The 16196-nt window shown below is 61.5% G+C and carries 15 protein-coding genes; 8 read left to right on the top strand and 7 right to left on the bottom strand.

What is annotated here, in order from left to right; genetic code table 11:
- Positions 1–113: 113 nt before the first annotated feature.
- The 3 genes from tuf to FQ320_RS10635 form a co-directional block, all read right to left on the bottom strand.
- Positions 114–1289: an elongation factor Tu gene (gene tuf / locus FQ320_RS10625; protein ID WP_148472020.1), complete on the bottom strand. Its 1176-nt coding sequence runs from the start codon at positions 1287–1289 to the stop codon at positions 114–116.
- An 85-nt stretch (positions 1290–1374) separates the two neighbouring features.
- Complete coding sequence (locus FQ320_RS10630) at positions 1375–1980, bottom strand: hypothetical protein (RefSeq protein WP_148472022.1); 606 nt, start codon at positions 1978–1980, stop codon at positions 1375–1377.
- Between the two features lie 212 nt (positions 1981–2192).
- Positions 2193–4610, bottom strand: coding sequence for a DNA topoisomerase IV subunit A (locus tag FQ320_RS10635; protein ID WP_148472024.1), 2418 nt, complete (start codon positions 4608–4610; stop codon positions 2193–2195).
- Positions 4611–4773: 163 nt separating this feature from the next.
- On the opposite strand from FQ320_RS10635, the gene FQ320_RS10640 reads away from it, so the two are divergent.
- From FQ320_RS10640 to FQ320_RS10665, 6 genes are all read left to right on the top strand, one after another.
- Positions 4774–5328 carry an SH3 domain-containing protein gene (locus tag FQ320_RS10640; protein WP_187393862.1) on the top strand — a complete coding sequence of 185 codons (555 nt, stop codon included), beginning with the start codon at positions 4774–4776 and terminating at the stop codon, positions 5326–5328.
- Positions 5325–6185, top strand: coding sequence for an SDR family NAD(P)-dependent oxidoreductase (locus FQ320_RS10645; RefSeq protein ID WP_148472028.1), 861 nt, complete (start codon positions 5325–5327; stop codon positions 6183–6185). The genes FQ320_RS10640 and FQ320_RS10645 overlap by 4 nt, the downstream gene beginning before the upstream one ends.
- A 161-nt stretch (positions 6186–6346) precedes the next feature.
- Positions 6347–6556 carry a twin transmembrane helix small protein gene (locus tag FQ320_RS10650; RefSeq protein WP_148472030.1) on the top strand — a complete coding sequence of 70 codons (210 nt, stop codon included), beginning with the start codon at positions 6347–6349 and terminating at the stop codon, positions 6554–6556.
- Positions 6556–7128: a cob(I)yrinic acid a,c-diamide adenosyltransferase gene (locus FQ320_RS10655; RefSeq protein ID WP_148472032.1), complete on the top strand. Its 573-nt coding sequence runs from the start codon at positions 6556–6558 to the stop codon at positions 7126–7128. Before FQ320_RS10650 ends, FQ320_RS10655 begins: the two co-directional genes overlap by 1 nt.
- A gap of 163 nt (positions 7129–7291) precedes the next feature.
- Positions 7292–8053 carry an electron transfer flavoprotein subunit beta/FixA family protein gene (locus FQ320_RS10660; protein ID WP_148472034.1) on the top strand — a complete coding sequence of 254 codons (762 nt, stop codon included), beginning with the start codon at positions 7292–7294 and terminating at the stop codon, positions 8051–8053.
- Positions 8053–8979, top strand: a complete 927-nt coding sequence (locus tag FQ320_RS10665) for an electron transfer flavoprotein subunit alpha/FixB family protein (RefSeq protein ID WP_148472036.1) — start codon at positions 8053–8055, stop codon at positions 8977–8979. Before FQ320_RS10660 ends, FQ320_RS10665 begins: the two co-directional genes overlap by 1 nt.
- A 101-nt stretch (positions 8980–9080) precedes the next feature.
- Here FQ320_RS10665 and FQ320_RS10670 read toward each other — a convergent pair whose 3' ends face one another.
- Complete coding sequence (locus tag FQ320_RS10670) at positions 9081–9962, bottom strand: DUF6473 family protein (protein WP_370513049.1); 882 nt, start codon at positions 9960–9962, stop codon at positions 9081–9083.
- Between the two features lie 144 nt (positions 9963–10106).
- Here FQ320_RS10670 and FQ320_RS10675 point away from each other — a divergent pair, with 144 nt between their 5' ends.
- A complete protein-coding gene (locus tag FQ320_RS10675; protein WP_148472038.1) occupies positions 10107–10982 on the top strand; it encodes a 3-hydroxybutyryl-CoA dehydrogenase in 876 nt (291 codons plus the stop codon).
- On the opposite strand, the gene FQ320_RS10680 is transcribed toward FQ320_RS10675, so the two are convergent.
- A complete protein-coding gene (locus tag FQ320_RS10680) occupies positions 10983–12920 on the bottom strand; it encodes an AsmA family protein (protein ID WP_148472039.1) in 1938 nt (645 codons plus the stop codon).
- 224 nt (positions 12921–13144) lie between these two features.
- Here FQ320_RS10680 and plsY point away from each other — a divergent pair, with 224 nt between their 5' ends.
- A complete protein-coding gene (gene plsY, locus FQ320_RS10685; RefSeq protein ID WP_148472041.1) occupies positions 13145–13747 on the top strand; it encodes a glycerol-3-phosphate 1-O-acyltransferase PlsY in 603 nt (200 codons plus the stop codon).
- 478 nt (positions 13748–14225) lie between these two features.
- On the opposite strand, the gene FQ320_RS10690 is transcribed toward plsY, so the two are convergent.
- Positions 14226–15596 carry a glutamate--cysteine ligase gene (locus FQ320_RS10690; RefSeq protein WP_148472043.1) on the bottom strand — a complete coding sequence of 457 codons (1371 nt, stop codon included), beginning with the start codon at positions 15594–15596 and terminating at the stop codon, positions 14226–14228.
- A gap of 84 nt (positions 15597–15680) precedes the next feature.
- Positions 15681–16193 (bottom strand): hypothetical protein, encoded by a 513-nt coding sequence (locus tag FQ320_RS10695; RefSeq protein ID WP_148472045.1) that lies wholly within the window; start codon positions 16191–16193, stop codon positions 15681–15683.
- Positions 16194–16196: the final 3 nt, after the last annotated feature.

Below are 16196 nucleotides of genomic sequence, written 5' to 3' on the forward strand. Positions count from 1 at the left end.
ATGAAATCCGGGCAGGGAAAAGGCCGCCCCGACATGGGACGGCCTGATGATCGCTCGCTTGGTTTGGGCGCGCAGTCATCCTTGGATGACCTGCCGCCCGTCCGTGTCAAAGATTACTCGGTAATCTTCGAAACAACCCCTGCGCCGACGGTGCGGCCGCCTTCGCGGATGGCAAAGCGCAGGCCTTGCTCCATGGCGATCGGCGCGATCAGCTCGACACCGAAGGACACGTTGTCACCCGGCATGACCATTTCCGTACCCTCGGCCAGCATCACCGTGCCGGTCACATCCGTCGTGCGGAAGTAGAACTGCGGGCGATAGTTGGCGAAGAACGGCGTGTGACGGCCGCCCTCTTCCTTGGTCAGGATATAGGCTTCGGCTTCGAACTTGGTGTGCGGATTGACCGACTTCGGCTTGCACAGCACCTGGCCACGCTCAACGCCGTCACGGTCGATGCCGCGCAGCAGGACGCCAACGTTGTCGCCAGCTTCACCACGATCCAGCAGCTTGCGGAACATTTCCACGCCCGTGCAGGTCGTTTTCTTGGTGTCCTTGATGCCGACGATTTCGATCTCGTCGCCAACGTTGATCACGCCACGTTCGATCCGACCGGTCACAACCGTACCACGACCCGAGATCGAGAACACGTCCTCGACCGGCATCAGGAACGGCTGGTCAATTGCGCGCTCGGGCGTCGGGATCCACTCGTCCACGGCGGCCATCAGCTTGCGGATGGATGCTTCACCGATTTCAGGATCGGTGCCGTTCATTGCCGCAAGGGCCGAACCGGGGACGACCGGGATGTTGTCGCCGTCATACTCGTACTTCGAGAGCAGCTCGCGGATTTCCATCTCGACCAGCTCAAGCAGTTCGGCGTCGTCGACCTGATCGACCTTGTTCATGTAGACGACCATCTCGGGGATGCCGACCTGGCGTCCCAGCAGGATGTGCTCGCGGGTCTGCGGCATCGGGCCGTCAGCAGCGTTCACAACCAGAATCGCGCCGTCCATCTGTGCCGCACCGGTGATCATGTTCTTCACATAGTCAGCGTGGCCGGGGCAGTCGACGTGGGCATAGTGACGGCTCTCGGTCTCGTATTCCACGTGGGAGGTCGAGATCGTGATGCCACGCGCCTTTTCTTCGGGCGCACGGTCAATCGAGTCATAGGCCTGAAAATCGCCGAAATACTTCGTGATCGCAGCCGTCAGTGTCGTCTTGCCGTGGTCAACGTGACCGATCGTGCCGATGTTCACATGCGGTTTGTTGCGTTCGAACTTTGCCTTTGCCATGGTGGCCTTACCCTTGCACTTGGACCCGGAGCGGCCCGGTTTTCATCGCGCGCTCTCTAGCCGCAGCTGCGCCCGAAATCAAGCGTCACTTCAGCGCGTCGGTTTTGGCTTTTTGCGCCGCACGGTCGAACGGGCTGCGGACCTGATCGGGTTTCGGAGCGAACCACTCCTTGTTTTCGATCAGCCACGATTGCAGCAGCCGCGCACCTTCGCGGGTCAGGTTGGCAAGCTGTTCTTCCTTGCCGCGCGTCAACCCGGATCCGACAATCGGTGCCGAGTTTTCCAGCCCTTCGAAAGCGGTGATGCGGTGCCTTTTCTCCGTCAGCTTTTCGCCGGTCGTGTTGTCATAGACGTTGACGTCAAAAATCAACACCGACTTGGGCGTATAGACCACCGGCAGCCCCGGTTGCGCCAGAACATAGCCGCCGATGCTGAGACCCAAATGATACAACCCGTCGCCGTCATATCTGACGAACCGCTCTACCATCGCTGCTTCCAGCGCCTCGGTCAGTTCGCTTTGCGTGGCATCGCGGGAAAACGGACCTTTCTGCACATCGATGGCGCGCACGATGGTATTGCCCAACCGGAAATCGCCCAAATCCGGCAGAGGCCCATTCGGATCGGTGTTCGTACAGGCGGCCAGCAGGACAAACAGCCCGATGGCGAGAAAACGGGAAACAGGGGTAAGCATCGAAACAGCATCCTTCCACGACATATTGGCAAGGATTATCGCAGCCGACGCCGACGCGCAACAAAGCGTCGGACAAATCTGAATTTGCCGACAATGCGCGCAAGGATCTGCTGAAATTCACCAAACTCTACGCGCCTGAAAGACCCAATTCACGGCCAGAGCGACAGCGCGGTCGTCCTGAGACGCCCTGCGCGACCCAGGATGCGCCCGGCTCAGGTAAAACGATTGTTCCTTGGAAACCCGCGCGGGGCCATGCGGCCGGAACTGGCACGTTTGCCGATCCATTCGGCCAGCGCGATTTCCAACCGGGTGCGCCCGGCGGGATCCTTCCACGACAAGCCTTCTTCCAGCTTGAACGTGATGGCATCTGACAATCCGCCGTCTTTGTAGGACTGCAGACGCACGCCCTTGCCCCGACCCATTTCTGGCAGGTCGGTCAGGGGAAAGATCAGCACCTTACGGTTGTCGCCCACGACCGCCACATGATCGCCGCGGGTGCGGTGACAGACCCGGGCGCGCACGCCGTCCTTGACGTTCAGCACCTGCCGCCCCGACCGGGTTTGTGCGATCACATCATCCTCGGGCACGACAAAGCCATCGCCGCCACTCGAGGCAAGCAGCAACCGCGCGCCCGGAACATGGATGAACAGGTCAACAATCTCGGATTCGTTCGGCAGATCGACCATCAGGCGCACCGGCTCGCCCATGCCACGGCCACCGGGCAGCGCATTGGCGGATAGGGTGAAGAACCGCCCGTTGCTGCCCAGCAGCAGCAGCCGGTCGGTGGTTTCCGCATGGAACATAAAGCGCGGGCCGTCGCCGTCCTTGAACTTGATCTCGCGGTCCAGCGCGATATGCCCGGACATTGCGCGGATCCAGCCCATCTGGGAACAGACCACGGTGATCGGCTCGCGCTCGATCATCGCATCCAGCGGCACGTCTTCGACCACACCCGCTTCGGCGAAACGGGACAGGCGGCCACCCCGGGGCGCTGTCTTGCCGAACTGCTTGCGGGTTTCGCGCAGTTGATCGGCAATCCGGTCCCATTGCAGGCCTTCTTCGGCCAGCAGGTCTTCAATTCCGGCACGCTCCAGCAACAGCGCATCACGTTCGCTCACCAGTTGCAGCTCTTCCAGACGGCGCAAGCTGCGCAGGCGCATGTTCAGGATCGCCTCGACCTGTACATCCGACAGGTCACGGCCGGGATAGCGGTGCGGGACGCCCTTGGTATCTGGCGAGTCGTCGGCCGGGATCATTTCGGCAATCGCATCCGCGTCGGCGATGGTGCCAAGGCTGTCGATATCAACACCTGTCAAGGGCGAGACATAATCCGCCTCGGTCATGGCACGCGGCGTCAGCGCCTGATGGGCGGGGGTCCAGTCTTCGTACATCATCGCGCGTTTGGGGTCGTCATCATAGCGGATGATATCGATCACCCGGTCGAGGTTCAGGAAGGCAATGATAAAGCCTTCCAGCACTTCCAACCTGTGGTCGATCTTGGCCAACCGGTGACGCGACCGGCGGACCAGCACCTCGCGGCGATGGTCCAGAAATGCGCGCAACACTTCCTTCATGCTGCAGACTTTGGGCGTGCGCCCGTCGATCAGCACGTTCATGTTCAGGCTGAACCGGGTTTCCAGATCAGAATTCTTGAACAGCGCATTCATCAGGACATCGGCATCGACGCCGCGCGACTTCGGCTCGATCACGATACGGACATCTTCGGCGGATTCGTCGCGCACATCGCCGAAAATCGGGATTTTCTTGATCTGGATCAGCTCCGCCAGCTTTTCGATCAGCCGGGATTTCGGCACCTGATACGGAATCTCGGTCACCACGATCTGCCACTGGCCGCGGCCCAACTCTTCGATCTCCCATTTGCAGCGCACCCGGAAACTGCCGCGCCCGGTGCGATAGGATTCGGCGATGCTTTCGGGTGGTTCGACGATCACGCCACCGGTGGGAAAGTCCGGGCCGGGCACATGGTCCAGCAGCGTGTCATCCCGTGCGTCGGGTGTCTGGATCAGATGCAGGCAGGCGCCGATCAACTCGTGGATGTTGTGCGGCGGAATGTTGGTCGCCATGCCCACGGCAATGCCGCTTGATCCGTTCGCCAGAAGGTTCGGAAAGGCGGCTGGCAAAACGACCGGCTCTTCCAGCCTGCCGTCATAGTTGGGGCGGAAATCAACGGCATTCTCGGCCATCCCTTCCAGCAGCGCCTCGGCGGCGGCGGTCATCCGTGCTTCGGTGTAACGGGGCGCGGCGGGATTATCGCCGTCGATGTTGCCGAAATTGCCCTGCCCGTCGACCAGCGGGTAACGGACGTTGAAATCCTGTGCGAGACGCGCCATCGCATCATAGATCGCCTGGTCGCCGTGGGGGTGGAAATCGCCCATGGTGTCGCCGCTGATCTTGGCGGATTTCAGAAATCCCCCGGTCGGCGAAAGCTTCAGGCGCGACATCGCGTAGAGAATTCGCCTGTGCACCGGCTTTAACCCGTCCCGGGCATCTGGCAGCGCACGGTGCATGATCGTCGACAGCGCATAGGTCAGATATCGCTCGCCGATCGCACGGCGTAGCGGTTCAGTGAGCTCTGCGGGCAGGTCCGGGGTATCGGCATCTTCAGTCATCCGCGCTGGATAGCTGGGCCAGAGCTCCGGGACAAGCCGAGGCGCGGCCCGTGAAGAGAAATCGGGTGAGAAAGCACACTGCATTGAAACTTTTTGCGCAGACAGTTGTTCGGAATCTGCTATAGTTCGCGCAAAAGTGAAGGGCAGGAACAGAATGATACGCATGACATTGCTGCTGATGGCGGGAATCGTTGGCGCGATGCTGGCCTGGGGTGACAACGAAGGCCTCCCACAGGGCAGTGACAGCGGCAGTGATGTTGCGGCCACACGTGCCGCCGACAGTCCGGGATTGCTGAGCCGCGTCGGAGCCCTGCTTGAAACGCCGGAAACCGACGAAGCAGTGCCAGAACGCACCGCGTTGGGCGATGAACGTCGCGCCATTGAAATCGCGCTGGCGGCAACCGTGACGCCGGATGGCCCCGCTGTTTCTCGCACGCGTTCGGCCAGCATTTCCGCCACCGGCGAGGCCCCGGCGAAAGTCGAACCCACGGATGAAGGCGTTCAGGCCACCGATGGCATGTGGTATGTCACCGGAACCACGGTGAACCTGCGCGCCGGGCCGTCCACCTCGGACTCGGTTGTCGGGCGCGTGAGTCTGGGGCAGCGGGCCGAAGTCCTGAGCGAAACATCCGACGGCTGGTTTGAAATTCGCACCGCCGATGATCAACAGGCCGGATTCATTTTTGGCAAATTCCTGAGCGAAAACCGCCCGGGGTGAGTCAAAGCACCGAGGACCGCACCGATGACCGGCGAAAGTCCATCCTGATCACCGGCTGTTCCAGCGGCATAGGGCACGATGCCGCACTCACATTGAAACACCGCGGCTGGCGGGTGTTCGCCTCTTGCCGCCAAGCCGAAGATTGCGACCTGATGCGCGGTCTGGGATTTGAAAGCCCGTTGATCGACTATGCCGACCCCGCCACCCTTGAAACCGGTCTGGCCGAGGTGCTGGAGGCAACCGGGGGCACGCTGGACGCGCTGTTCAACAACGGTGCACACGGCCTGCCCGGCGCGGTCGAAGATCTGCCCCGTGACGGATTGCGCGCCATATTCGAGGTTAATCTGTTCGGGGTGCACGATCTGACCACGCGGGTCATTCCCGTGATGCGGGCACAGGGTTTCGGGCGAATAATCAACTGTTCCTCGGTTCTTGGACTTGTGAGCCTGCAATTTCGTGGTGCCTATGTGGCCAGCAAGTTCGCTATGGAGGGGTTGACCGATACGCTGAGGATCGAGCTGCGCGAAACAGGCATTCGGGTGATCCTGATCGAACCCGGGCCAGTCACCTCACGCATCCGGCAGAATTCCATCGCACATTTTGAACGCTGGATCGACTGGCGGGCATCACCCCACCGCGAAAAATACGAGTCTGGATTGTTGAGACGCTTGTATGAGGATCGCGGGCCCGACCGATTCGAACTGCCCGCGTCGGCGGTCAGCGCAAAGTTGATTTCGGCACTGGAAAGCCGCTCTCCGGCGCCGCGGTATTTTGTCACGACGCCGACCCATGTGATGAACGCGGCGCGCCGCATCCTGCCGACACGCGCGTTGGACTGGCTGATTTCCCGCGGGTGAAGACCGGTTTTCGGTTCTGGCCCGTTCTGGCGTCACTCGCATGAAATCAGTCACGCGAACGGCCAAGCGGCGAATTCCGGTTCGCTTTTATCGCAAACTCCACTAGATCAAAGGGTAATCCGGTTGCCCAGGGGGCGACCCGGCTGTCAAAGGGGGCCAACATGTTCCAAGATCCGCTTTTCCTGATTGTCGTCGTGGCCGTAGTGGCCGTGGCTGCGATCCTGATGTTCGGAATCGGCACCTTTGCCAAGGGCGGCGATTTCAACCGCAAACACGCCAACCGTATCATGCGCTGGCGGCTCTATGCGCAGGCATTGGCTGTCGTGCTGATCCTGCTCTTCGTCTTTATCCGCAGCACGGGAGCCGCGTGATGGTTGTACTGTCCAAAATCTATACCCGCACCGGCGACAAGGGTGAGACCGCCTTGGGCAATGGCGTCCGGGTGGCGAAACACGCACTGCGGGTCAACGCTTATGGCACCGTGGATGAAACCAATGCCACCGTCGGGCTGGCCCGGCTGCATGCAACCGGAATTATGGATGCACAGCTGGCGATGATCCAGAATGACCTGTTCGATCTGGGGGCCGATCTCTGCCGCCCCGACCCGGACAAGGACGCCCACGCCGAGTACCCGCCCCTGCGGATGGTCGCGACACAGGTCGACCGGCTGGAATCCGAAATCGACGCGATGAATACCGCATTGGAGCCCCTGCGCAGTTTCGTTTTGCCCGGCGGTTCGGCTCTCGCCGCCTATCTCCACCTGTGCCGCACCGTTTCGCGCCGCGCCGAGCGGCTGACCGTCGAGCTGGCGGGAACCGAGACGATCAACACTGCGGCAGCAATGTATCTAAACCGGCTGTCCGACTGGTTCTTTGTCGCCTCGCGCATCGCAAATGACGATGGCCGTGCGGATGTCTTGTGGATTCCGGGGGCGAACCGCTGAGCGGCGACGTCGGATGCCTCCGGCGGGAGTATTTCAGCAAGGAGAAACCGGGCGATGCGCAAAGGCCGCGGCGTTGCGTCCTGACGGGTCAATTTTTGTACTGTTTTCTGGCCGCGCCTCGCGCTAGGTCAATGGCAATCGAAGTGTTTCAGGAGATACGCCCATGAAGGTTCTCGTACCGGTCAAGCGGGTGATCGACTATAACGTGAAGGTCCGCGTCAAGGCGGACGGCAGCGGTGTCGATCTGGCAAACGTAAAGATGTCGATGAATCCATTCGACGAAATTGCCGTTGAAGAGGCGATCCGTCTGAAGGAAAAAGGCACCGTCGAAGAAGTGATCGCCGTGTCCATCGGCGTGAAACAGGCGCAGGAAACCCTGCGAACGGCGCTTGCCATGGGGGCCGACCGCGCAATCCTTGTGGTGGCCACCGATGATGTGCACACCGACATTGAACCGTTGGCCGTCGCCAAGATCCTGAAAGCTGTAGCCGAGGCCGAGGGCGCTGAGCTTGTGCTCTGCGGCAAACAGGCGATCGACAACGACATGAACGCCACCGGTCAGATGCTGGCGGCGCTGCTGGGCTGGAGTCAGGCGACCTTTGCGTCAAAGCTTGAGATCGACGGCGACCATGCCACCGTCACCCGCGAGGTGGACGGTGGTTTGCAGACCATCAAGGTGAAGATGCCCGCCATCGTCAGCGTTGATCTGCGGCTGAACGAACCGCGCTATGCCAGCCTGCCGAACATCATGAAGGCCAAGAAGAAACCGATGGACGAAAAGACCCCCGGTGATTTCGGCGTCGATGTGGCGCCACGGCTTACGGTGGTCAAGACGACCGAACCCGCCGCACGCAAGGCGGGCGTGATCGTGAAATCGGTGGACGAGCTGATCGCGAAACTGAGAGACGAAGCGGGGGTGATCTGATGGCTGTTCTTCTTTTGGGCGAAGTGACCGACGGCGCGTTGAACATGGATTCCACGGCCAAGGCCGTGACGGCCTGTGCACCGCTGGGCGATGTGACAATTTTGTGCTGTGGCGCGGCCTGCGTCGATGCCGCGAAAGAAGCGGCGACGATTTCGGGCGTCTCGAAGGTGCTCTGCGCCGAGGATGCGCTGTACGGTCACCGGCTGGCGGAACCGGTCGCAGCCCTGATGGTGTCATTGGCGGGCGACTATTCCCACATCGTTGCGCCGGCCACCACGGATGCCAAGAACATCCTGCCGCGCGTCGCCGCGCTGCTTGACGTGATGGTGATTTCTGATGTTTCGGGAATCGTCGATGCCGACACCTTCGAACGTCCGATCTATGCGGGGAACGCGATCCAGACTGTGAAGTCGGGCGATGCGACCAAGGTTGTATCGATCCGCACCGCCGCCTTTGCCGTGGCCGAGACGGGGGGCAGCGCCAGCGTTGAATCGATTGCGACAGCCGAAGACCCCGGCCTGTCGGAATGGATCGAGGACAAGGTGGCTGAATCCGACCGGCCCGACCTGACCAGCGCCGGCATCGTCGTATCCGGCGGGCGCGGCGTCGGCAGCGAAGAAAACTTTGCCATCGTCGAAAAACTTGCAGACAAGCTGGGCGCGGCGGTGGGGGCATCACGCGCGGCGGTCGATTCGGGCTATGCGCCGAACGATTGGCAGGTTGGCCAAACGGGCAAAGTGGTGGCGCCCGCCCTGTATATCGCCATCGGCATTTCCGGCGCGATCCAGCACCTTGCCGGCATGAAGGACAGCAAGATCATCGTCGCGATCAACAAGGACGAAGAGGCGCCGATCTTTCAGGTGGCCGATTACGGTCTGGTCGCTGATTTGTTCACCGCCGTGCCCGAGCTGGAAAGCAAGCTCTGACAGATAGTGATCAAAGGCCCGCCGGGAAACTGGCGGGCCTTTCACGGCCTGTGCAATGTGGTTTTCAACCACTCCACAATCCGCCCCGTGAACGGGTGAGTTCAGGGCCGGTGATTGCCAGACATGGCCCCCTCGCCCTGGGATTCGGATGGGCGCAGGATCTCGGCCAGGCGCACGGCAAGCGCGTGATGGGTTCCGGGGCCAGGCATCGCAAGCGCCGCCGCCTCTTCCGCATCAGTGAACACCTTTCCGTGCAGCGATCCGACCCCGCTGTCGGTTGCAAGCCGGTGTTCGATCGTTTCTGCAATCCGGCCACGCAACATCCGGATCATCCGGCGGGTGACGAACATCGGCCCGCCATCCTCAACCCGATCAGCCAGATCGTCCGGTGTGCGGTCGCCCAGCCAAAGCAGGATTACCGGCCGTCCGATCTGCGCCATCAGCAGGTTCATCCGCGCCACCCATACACGCTGCAACTCATCACGAATCAGTGCAAACCGCGCGTCTGACGTATGCTGCAATGTGGTCAGCATATGTCCGGTAAAGTGGAATTCGGTAAAATCCACCTCGGGGAACACCGCACGCAACATTGCGCTGGCCCGGACGAACCGGTCATTGCGGCGCGGATGCACCGCATAGAACCGGTTTGACAGATTTTGCGCACCAGTGATCTGAATCACAACCGCCTGTGCGTTTCGGGCCGCCGACAGCACCGCCTCATCCTGCAGGAACACGTCAACACCGGCATTCACGCAGCCAAAATTGATTGTTCGCACCCCGGTTTCATCCTGCAACAGCGACGGATAGGGATCCGCCAAAAACCGGCCATATGTCTCCGATCCGCCAAGCACGGCGATGAACGACCCGTAAAGCCGCTGTTTCGGACCGCGATATAACACCCTGGATTCCCCGTACCTGCACGGCGCATAGTCCAACGCAGGCCGCGGCATACCTTCGTAAGCCATGACTCTCACCCATTTCATCTCACCCGAATCCAACCTGCATGAAATGAGTGAGCAATCCGCTAATCCGCGAATTCGAACGATTCAGATGCTTGCGGGATTGCACCTTGCACCTGCGCTGCGCTGCCGCATATGGTCGCCGGGCATAACAGGGGGCGTTGAAACATGGACATTCAGCAGGTCGGAATCGTAGGCGCGGGGCAGATGGGCAACGGGATCGCCCATGTCTTTTCGCTGGCAGGCTATGACGTGCTGATGACCGACATCAGTCAGGAAGGTCTGGACCGTGCGCGCAGCCTGATCGATGGCAACATGGCCCGGCAGGTCAGCCGGGAAAAGATCACCGAAGATGAAAAGAATGTGGCGATGGGCCGCATCCGCACGACCCTGAGGCTTGCGGATCTGGGCCAGACCGATCTGGTGATCGAAGCGGCAACCGAACGTGAAACGGTCAAGACGGCGATTTTCGAAGACCTGTTGCCGCACTTGAAGCCGACGACGATCCTGACCTCAAACACCTCGTCCATATCGATCACCCGGCTGGCGTCGCGCACGGACCGCCCCGAGAAATTCATGGGCTTCCATTTCATGAACCCGGTGCCGGTCATGCAACTGGTCGAGCTGATCCGTGGCATCGCAACGGACAAGGAAACGTTCGACGCCTGTCTTGGCGTGGTCGACAGGCTGGGCAAAGTCGCGGCGACGGCCGAGGATTTTCCGGGCTTTATCGTCAACCGCATCCTGATGCCGATGATCAACGAGGCGGTTTATACGCTGTATGAAGGGGTCGGGAACGTCAACAGCATCGACAAGGCTATGAAGCTGGGCACCAACCATCCGATGGGGCCGCTGGAATTGGCTGATTTCATCGGGCTGGACACCTGTCTTGCCATCATGAACGTGCTGCACGACGGGCTGGCCGATACAAAATACCGCCCCTGCCCGCTGTTGACCAAATATGTCGAGGCAGGATGGCTGGGCCGCAAGACGAAACGCGGATTCTACGATTATCACGGAGAAGAGCCGGTGCCGACCCGCTGATCAGTCGCCGCCGAGAAGTTTCAAAAGCCCCCTTTTTGCCTCTTCCTCGATCTTGTCCTTGATTGCGTCCTCTGCCTGCCGCCCGGTCTCGACCTCCATGCCCAACGCCTCGCCCAGCTTTTCCAGCGCGGCGGCCTTTGCTTTTTTCTCGGTCCGGCTGCGTTCGGCATCGAGCTTTTCACGCGCAAGACTTTCCAGATCCAGGCGAATTTTCGGCGCCGCCCAGGGGCCGGTGATCAGGATCGGCACGCGGACGTTCGGGTCTTTCAACAGATGCGGTTCCAGACGATAATTCACCACCCGTTCGCCCAGCCCGATCGTGCCCGCCCCGCTGGCCGCCAGCAGCGGCGCCTGAAATTTCAGGTCGTCGTTTTGCAACACGCCCTCGTCAACGATGAAACTTGCGCTGATCCTGTCAAAGATCGTTTTCGACCCGATGCCCATATGCCCCAGATCCAGCGTGCGCAGCATCCCGGCCAGATCCAGCCCCAGCAACTCACCGGCGCCGGTGGAGAACCGCCCCTCGCCACTCAGCGATTTCATCAACGTATCCAGATCGTTACCGACTGCCAGCAGGTTCAGTGAAAGGTCGCCGCTGGCCACCACTCGGTCGAAGTCCAGCACTTCGGCAAACAGTGTCGAGATCGCGAGCGCCGAACCGTTCAGGATCAGCCGCGTCGAAAGCCCGCCACGGGAATTGATGATGACCGATCCATCAATCTTGCCGTCATAGGCGCGCAGCTCCTTGATTTCGGTCACCGCACGGCCATTCTCCAATGTGGTGTAAAGACTGGTCGCACCCAATTTGGTTGCCCCAAAGCGGATGGAAGACGCGACCAGCGAAATCTTGGCATCCATCGCCTGCAAACCGCTGACATCAATCGGTGTTTTGGACCAACCGGTTGTCGCCGCAGTCGGCTTGGGCTGGGCTTCACCACCCGAAACCCCGCTCAGGTCCAGCGCCCCGGTCGTCAGGCGCGCGTTGACTGCGAGTCTTTCGGCAAAGGTCACATCCGCAGCCCCGGTGAACAGGTTGCTGTCCAGAGTAACCTTGGCATCCCGCAGATTCAGCGTGCCCGGGGTGAATGTCACGTCGCCCACAACCGCCAGTTTTTGCGCCCCAAGCCCCCGAGGCAGGTCAGGCGCCGGTTGACCCAGAGCGGCCATCACCGATTTCAGATCGGCCAGATCCGCAGTCAGCCGCCCCGCCGCGGCCAACGGCACCAGTCCTGCCCGCCCCTCGAATGCCGCCTTGGCAATACCGACCTCCAGATTGGCCTTGACCGGCACCGCACCACCGTCAAGGAAACCGGCCAGCCCGTCAATACTGCCCTTTGCGCGCAGGGCCTGACCGTTCATCAGCGCCGAGAGATCGAAACTTGTGCTGCCAACCATCGACGGGACTGCAAATGTGGCATCCAGCTTGGTCAGACGGTGGTCGGCGCCCGAACGGTGATCGATCATCCGGACAGTTCCATTGCGCACCTCGGCCTTGTCGATGATCAAGGGCCGCAAACCGGCACTTTCCCCCGCAGGCGCGGCAGGTTCGGCGGCACCGTCGACTTCCCAGTTGCCGCGCCCGTCATCTGCGATTTCCAACAGGATTTCTGGTGAAACCGCGCTGATTCCGGTGATTCGAATATCGCCCGTCAACAGCGCCATCACATCGACAGACACCGACAGACCCTTGGCGCGCAGCATCGGCCCGGCGTCGGACCAGTCGGCATTGGCGATTTCGACCGCACCCGTGGTCACGCCAAGACTGGGCCAGAGAGTCGGTCGGACGTCGCCCTGGACCGTCATCGTGCGACCAGTGGCCGCCTGAAACCGGTTTTCGACAAGCGAGGCGATCTTTTCGGCAGGCAGGAACAGCAGCGCGCCGATTGCCAACAGCCCCAGCACGACCAGCCCCATCACGACCCGGACCATCCACCGCATTACCCACCTCCTGTATTTTACGGCAAGTCTAGGCGAAACGCGCCGCGCTGCGCAACGATTGCCCCGAATTGCGCGCCCTGCCCCACACTGTCGCGCCCGGGTGAGTCTCGCGTGCCACAGGTTCTGTGGTCGAATGGTTAAAATGGCGTTGTCAGACCGGCGGCGCGGGCGATACCAAGACAGGGCCGGCGAAAATCCGGGCGAACGGAAACAAGGGGACCGAAATGGTTAACATCGCCTGGGGTGTATTGGGGCTGACGGCGGTTCTGGCCTATCTTTTGGGCGCGGTGCCGTTTGGGTTGGTCATGGCGCGGCTGTTCGGGTTGGGCGATCTGCGCAAAGTCGGATCGGGCAATATCGGCGCAACGAATGTGCTGCGCACCGGCAACCGTACGGCGGCCTTCCTGACGCTGATACTGGACGCGGGCAAGGGCGCGATCGCCGTGCTGCTTGCGCGCTGGTTGGCAGGTGATACAGCCGCGCAGGTGGCCGCCTTCGCTTCGTTTCTGGGGCACTGCTATCCGGTTTATCTGGGGTTCAAGGGCGGTAAGGGGGTGGCGACCTTCCTTGGCACTCTGCTGGCGCTGGCGTTTCCTGTCGGGCTTGCCGCCTGCGCGATCTGGGCTGCCGTGGCCGCGGCCTTCCGGTTTTCATCGCTGGCGGCGCTGGCGGCGGCCGGACTGTCGCCCGTCATCGCGATGATGCTTGGAAATGGCCGTTATTCACTTTTGCTTGCGGCGCTTGCGGTGTTGATTTTCCTGCGTCACGCCGCCAACATCGCCCGCTTGCGGGCGGGAACGGAACCGCGCATCGGGGCAAAATCATGATCGGCCGTATCGCGCGATTGCTCTGTGTGTGGCGGGTCTGATCCTGCCAAATCAGGCAATGGCGCGGGAAGAAGCCCATCCCGCAGTTGCGGCAATCCTCGACTCTGCCTTTGCCTGATGTATCGTCGACCTGCGGGCCGACGATCCCGCCGCACCGATGCCCGAACGGCTGATGAGGAACGGAGCGGTGACTTGCGTCGATCTGGACAGCGGCGAGGAGAATAACGACTCCATCGTCGATTTCAACCATGTCACGTGTTCGCTGACCTATTCCCAGTGGCGCGGGACCGGCGGCGGCCCTGCTCGCCAACATCGGCTCGCCCGCTATCCTTTTCGATTAGGAAAGATGGGCGATGCCGGACTCCCCGTTCGGCAACTTCATCCCTATCGGTTATCCCTTCGATCTGCGCGCCACACCGGCCCGGGCCGGAGCGGCGGGTCTGCTGTACAGGTGGTTCAAACGAAGGATCGCACGGCGTCAGTAGCTATAGTCAGCGTAGATCTGCTTTAGGTCACCGTTCCACTTGCCGTGATAGTCGGCAAGCAGATCGTCCGCCGGGGTGCGCCCGGTTTCGATCGTTTCCTTCACCGCGTTCAGGAAATGGGTCTCATCGGGAATCAGACCGCCCGCACCGGGCCGGGCCCGCGCCTTGAGACCGGAATCGGCAATTGCCACGACTTCGCGTGACAGATCGTGCATCGAAATGTTGCCGACCTTGGCCTGCAACCCCTGTTCCGACGCGCCGACGCGCAAGGCTTCACGGGTTTCGGCATCGAATCCCTTGACCAGATCCCATGCAGCATCCAGCGCGGATTGATCGTACATCAGCCCGACCCAGAACGCCGGAAGCGCGCAAAGGCGACGCCAAGGGCCCCCATCAGCGCCACGCATTTCAATGAATTTCTTGACCCGTGCCTCGGGGAACAGGGTCGTCAGGTGATCGGCCCAATCGGAAAGCGTTGGCGTCTCACCCGGCAGCGCGGGCAGTTCGCCTTTCAGGAAATCGCGGAACGACTGGCCCAGCGCATCGATGTATTTTCCGTCGCGATAGACAAAATACATCGGCACATCCAACGCATATTGCGCCCATGCCTCGAACCCGAACCCCTCGTCGAAGACGAAAGGCACCATCCCGGTGCGCGCATCATCCAGCCCCCGCCAGACCCGGGCACGCCAAGACTTGTGACCGTTCACCTTGCCCTCGAAAAATGGCGAATTGGCGAACAGTGCCGTGGCGACGGGTTGCAGCGCGATGGCCACGCGCATTTTCTGCACCATATCCGCCTCGGACGCGAAGTCGAGGTTGACCTGAACCGTGCAGGTGCGGCGCATCATCTGGGTGCCATGGGTGCCGACACTGCCCATATAACTGTCCATCAGGCGATACCGCCCCTTGGGCATCAGCGGCATCTGCTCGTGGGTCCATTCCGGCGCGGCGCCTAGCCCGATGAACCGCACACCAAGGTCATCGGCGACAGATTTCACCTCGCGCAGGTGGTCGTTCACCTCGTCACAGGTCTGGTGGATGGTCTCCAGCGGCGCACCCGACAGTTCAACCTGTCCGCCCGGCTCCAGACTGATGTTGGCGCCGCTCTTTTCAAGCCCCAGCAGGTTGCCGCCTTCGGTCACGGGGGACCAGCCAAAGCGGTCGCGCAGCCCTTCCAGAACGGCATGGATCGAGCGTTTCCCCTCATAGGGCAGCGGCAGCAGAGTATCCTTACAATAGCCGAACTTCTCGTGCTCGGTCCCGATGCGCCAATCTTCCTTGGGCTTGCAGCCGTCGGCCATGTATTCGGCAAGCTCTTCGTGCCGTTCAATCGGGCCACCGCCGCTTTGGGGAATGGACATGGGCTTTTCTCCGGTGCTTCAGCAAGGGTCGGTAAGGGGTTGGTCAAAGATCGGGTCGAGCGTTGGAAGGAAACGCCGGGGAAGTCAATGCAGCCGTCGTCGGGGCTTGGTCCAGATCACCGACAGATGTGGGCCGTCCCCCCGTGCCGCGCGCAGGGCAAGATCGAAATCGGCACCGGGAAGCGGAGCAAGGGCATCAAACAGGGTTTCCGCCCCACGGGCATCGGCCGGGATGCGCAGCGGCGCGGCTCCGTCCGAGTGAAACAGCCATGCGCGTGGCGCGCGGGCGTCAAATTCCACCCGCACCAGAGTGTCGATGGACAGCGCTGCACCACCGGATGGCGCGAAATAGGTGATCTGACGTTCGTCGACCTCGACCACCCCCAGCCCGCGGCCATCGCTCCGAAACCGTGCCCGACGCACGGCCTGAAACGCCAGAACGCCGCCCGCCACCAAAATCGTGATTCCCGCCCAGCGCAACAGGCCCAGCGCTGTCAGGGCCCACCACAGGCCAAGCAGCGCGGCAGCCCCGGCCACCATAGGTTCGCGCCAGTGCCAGAGAGCGGCACGAAGGTCAGGACGGATCAGGGATTTCATGCA

This window comes from Oceaniovalibus sp. ACAM 378, assembly GCF_008085915.1.
In the GTDB taxonomy this organism is placed as follows: domain Bacteria; phylum Pseudomonadota; class Alphaproteobacteria; order Rhodobacterales; family Rhodobacteraceae; genus Oceaniglobus.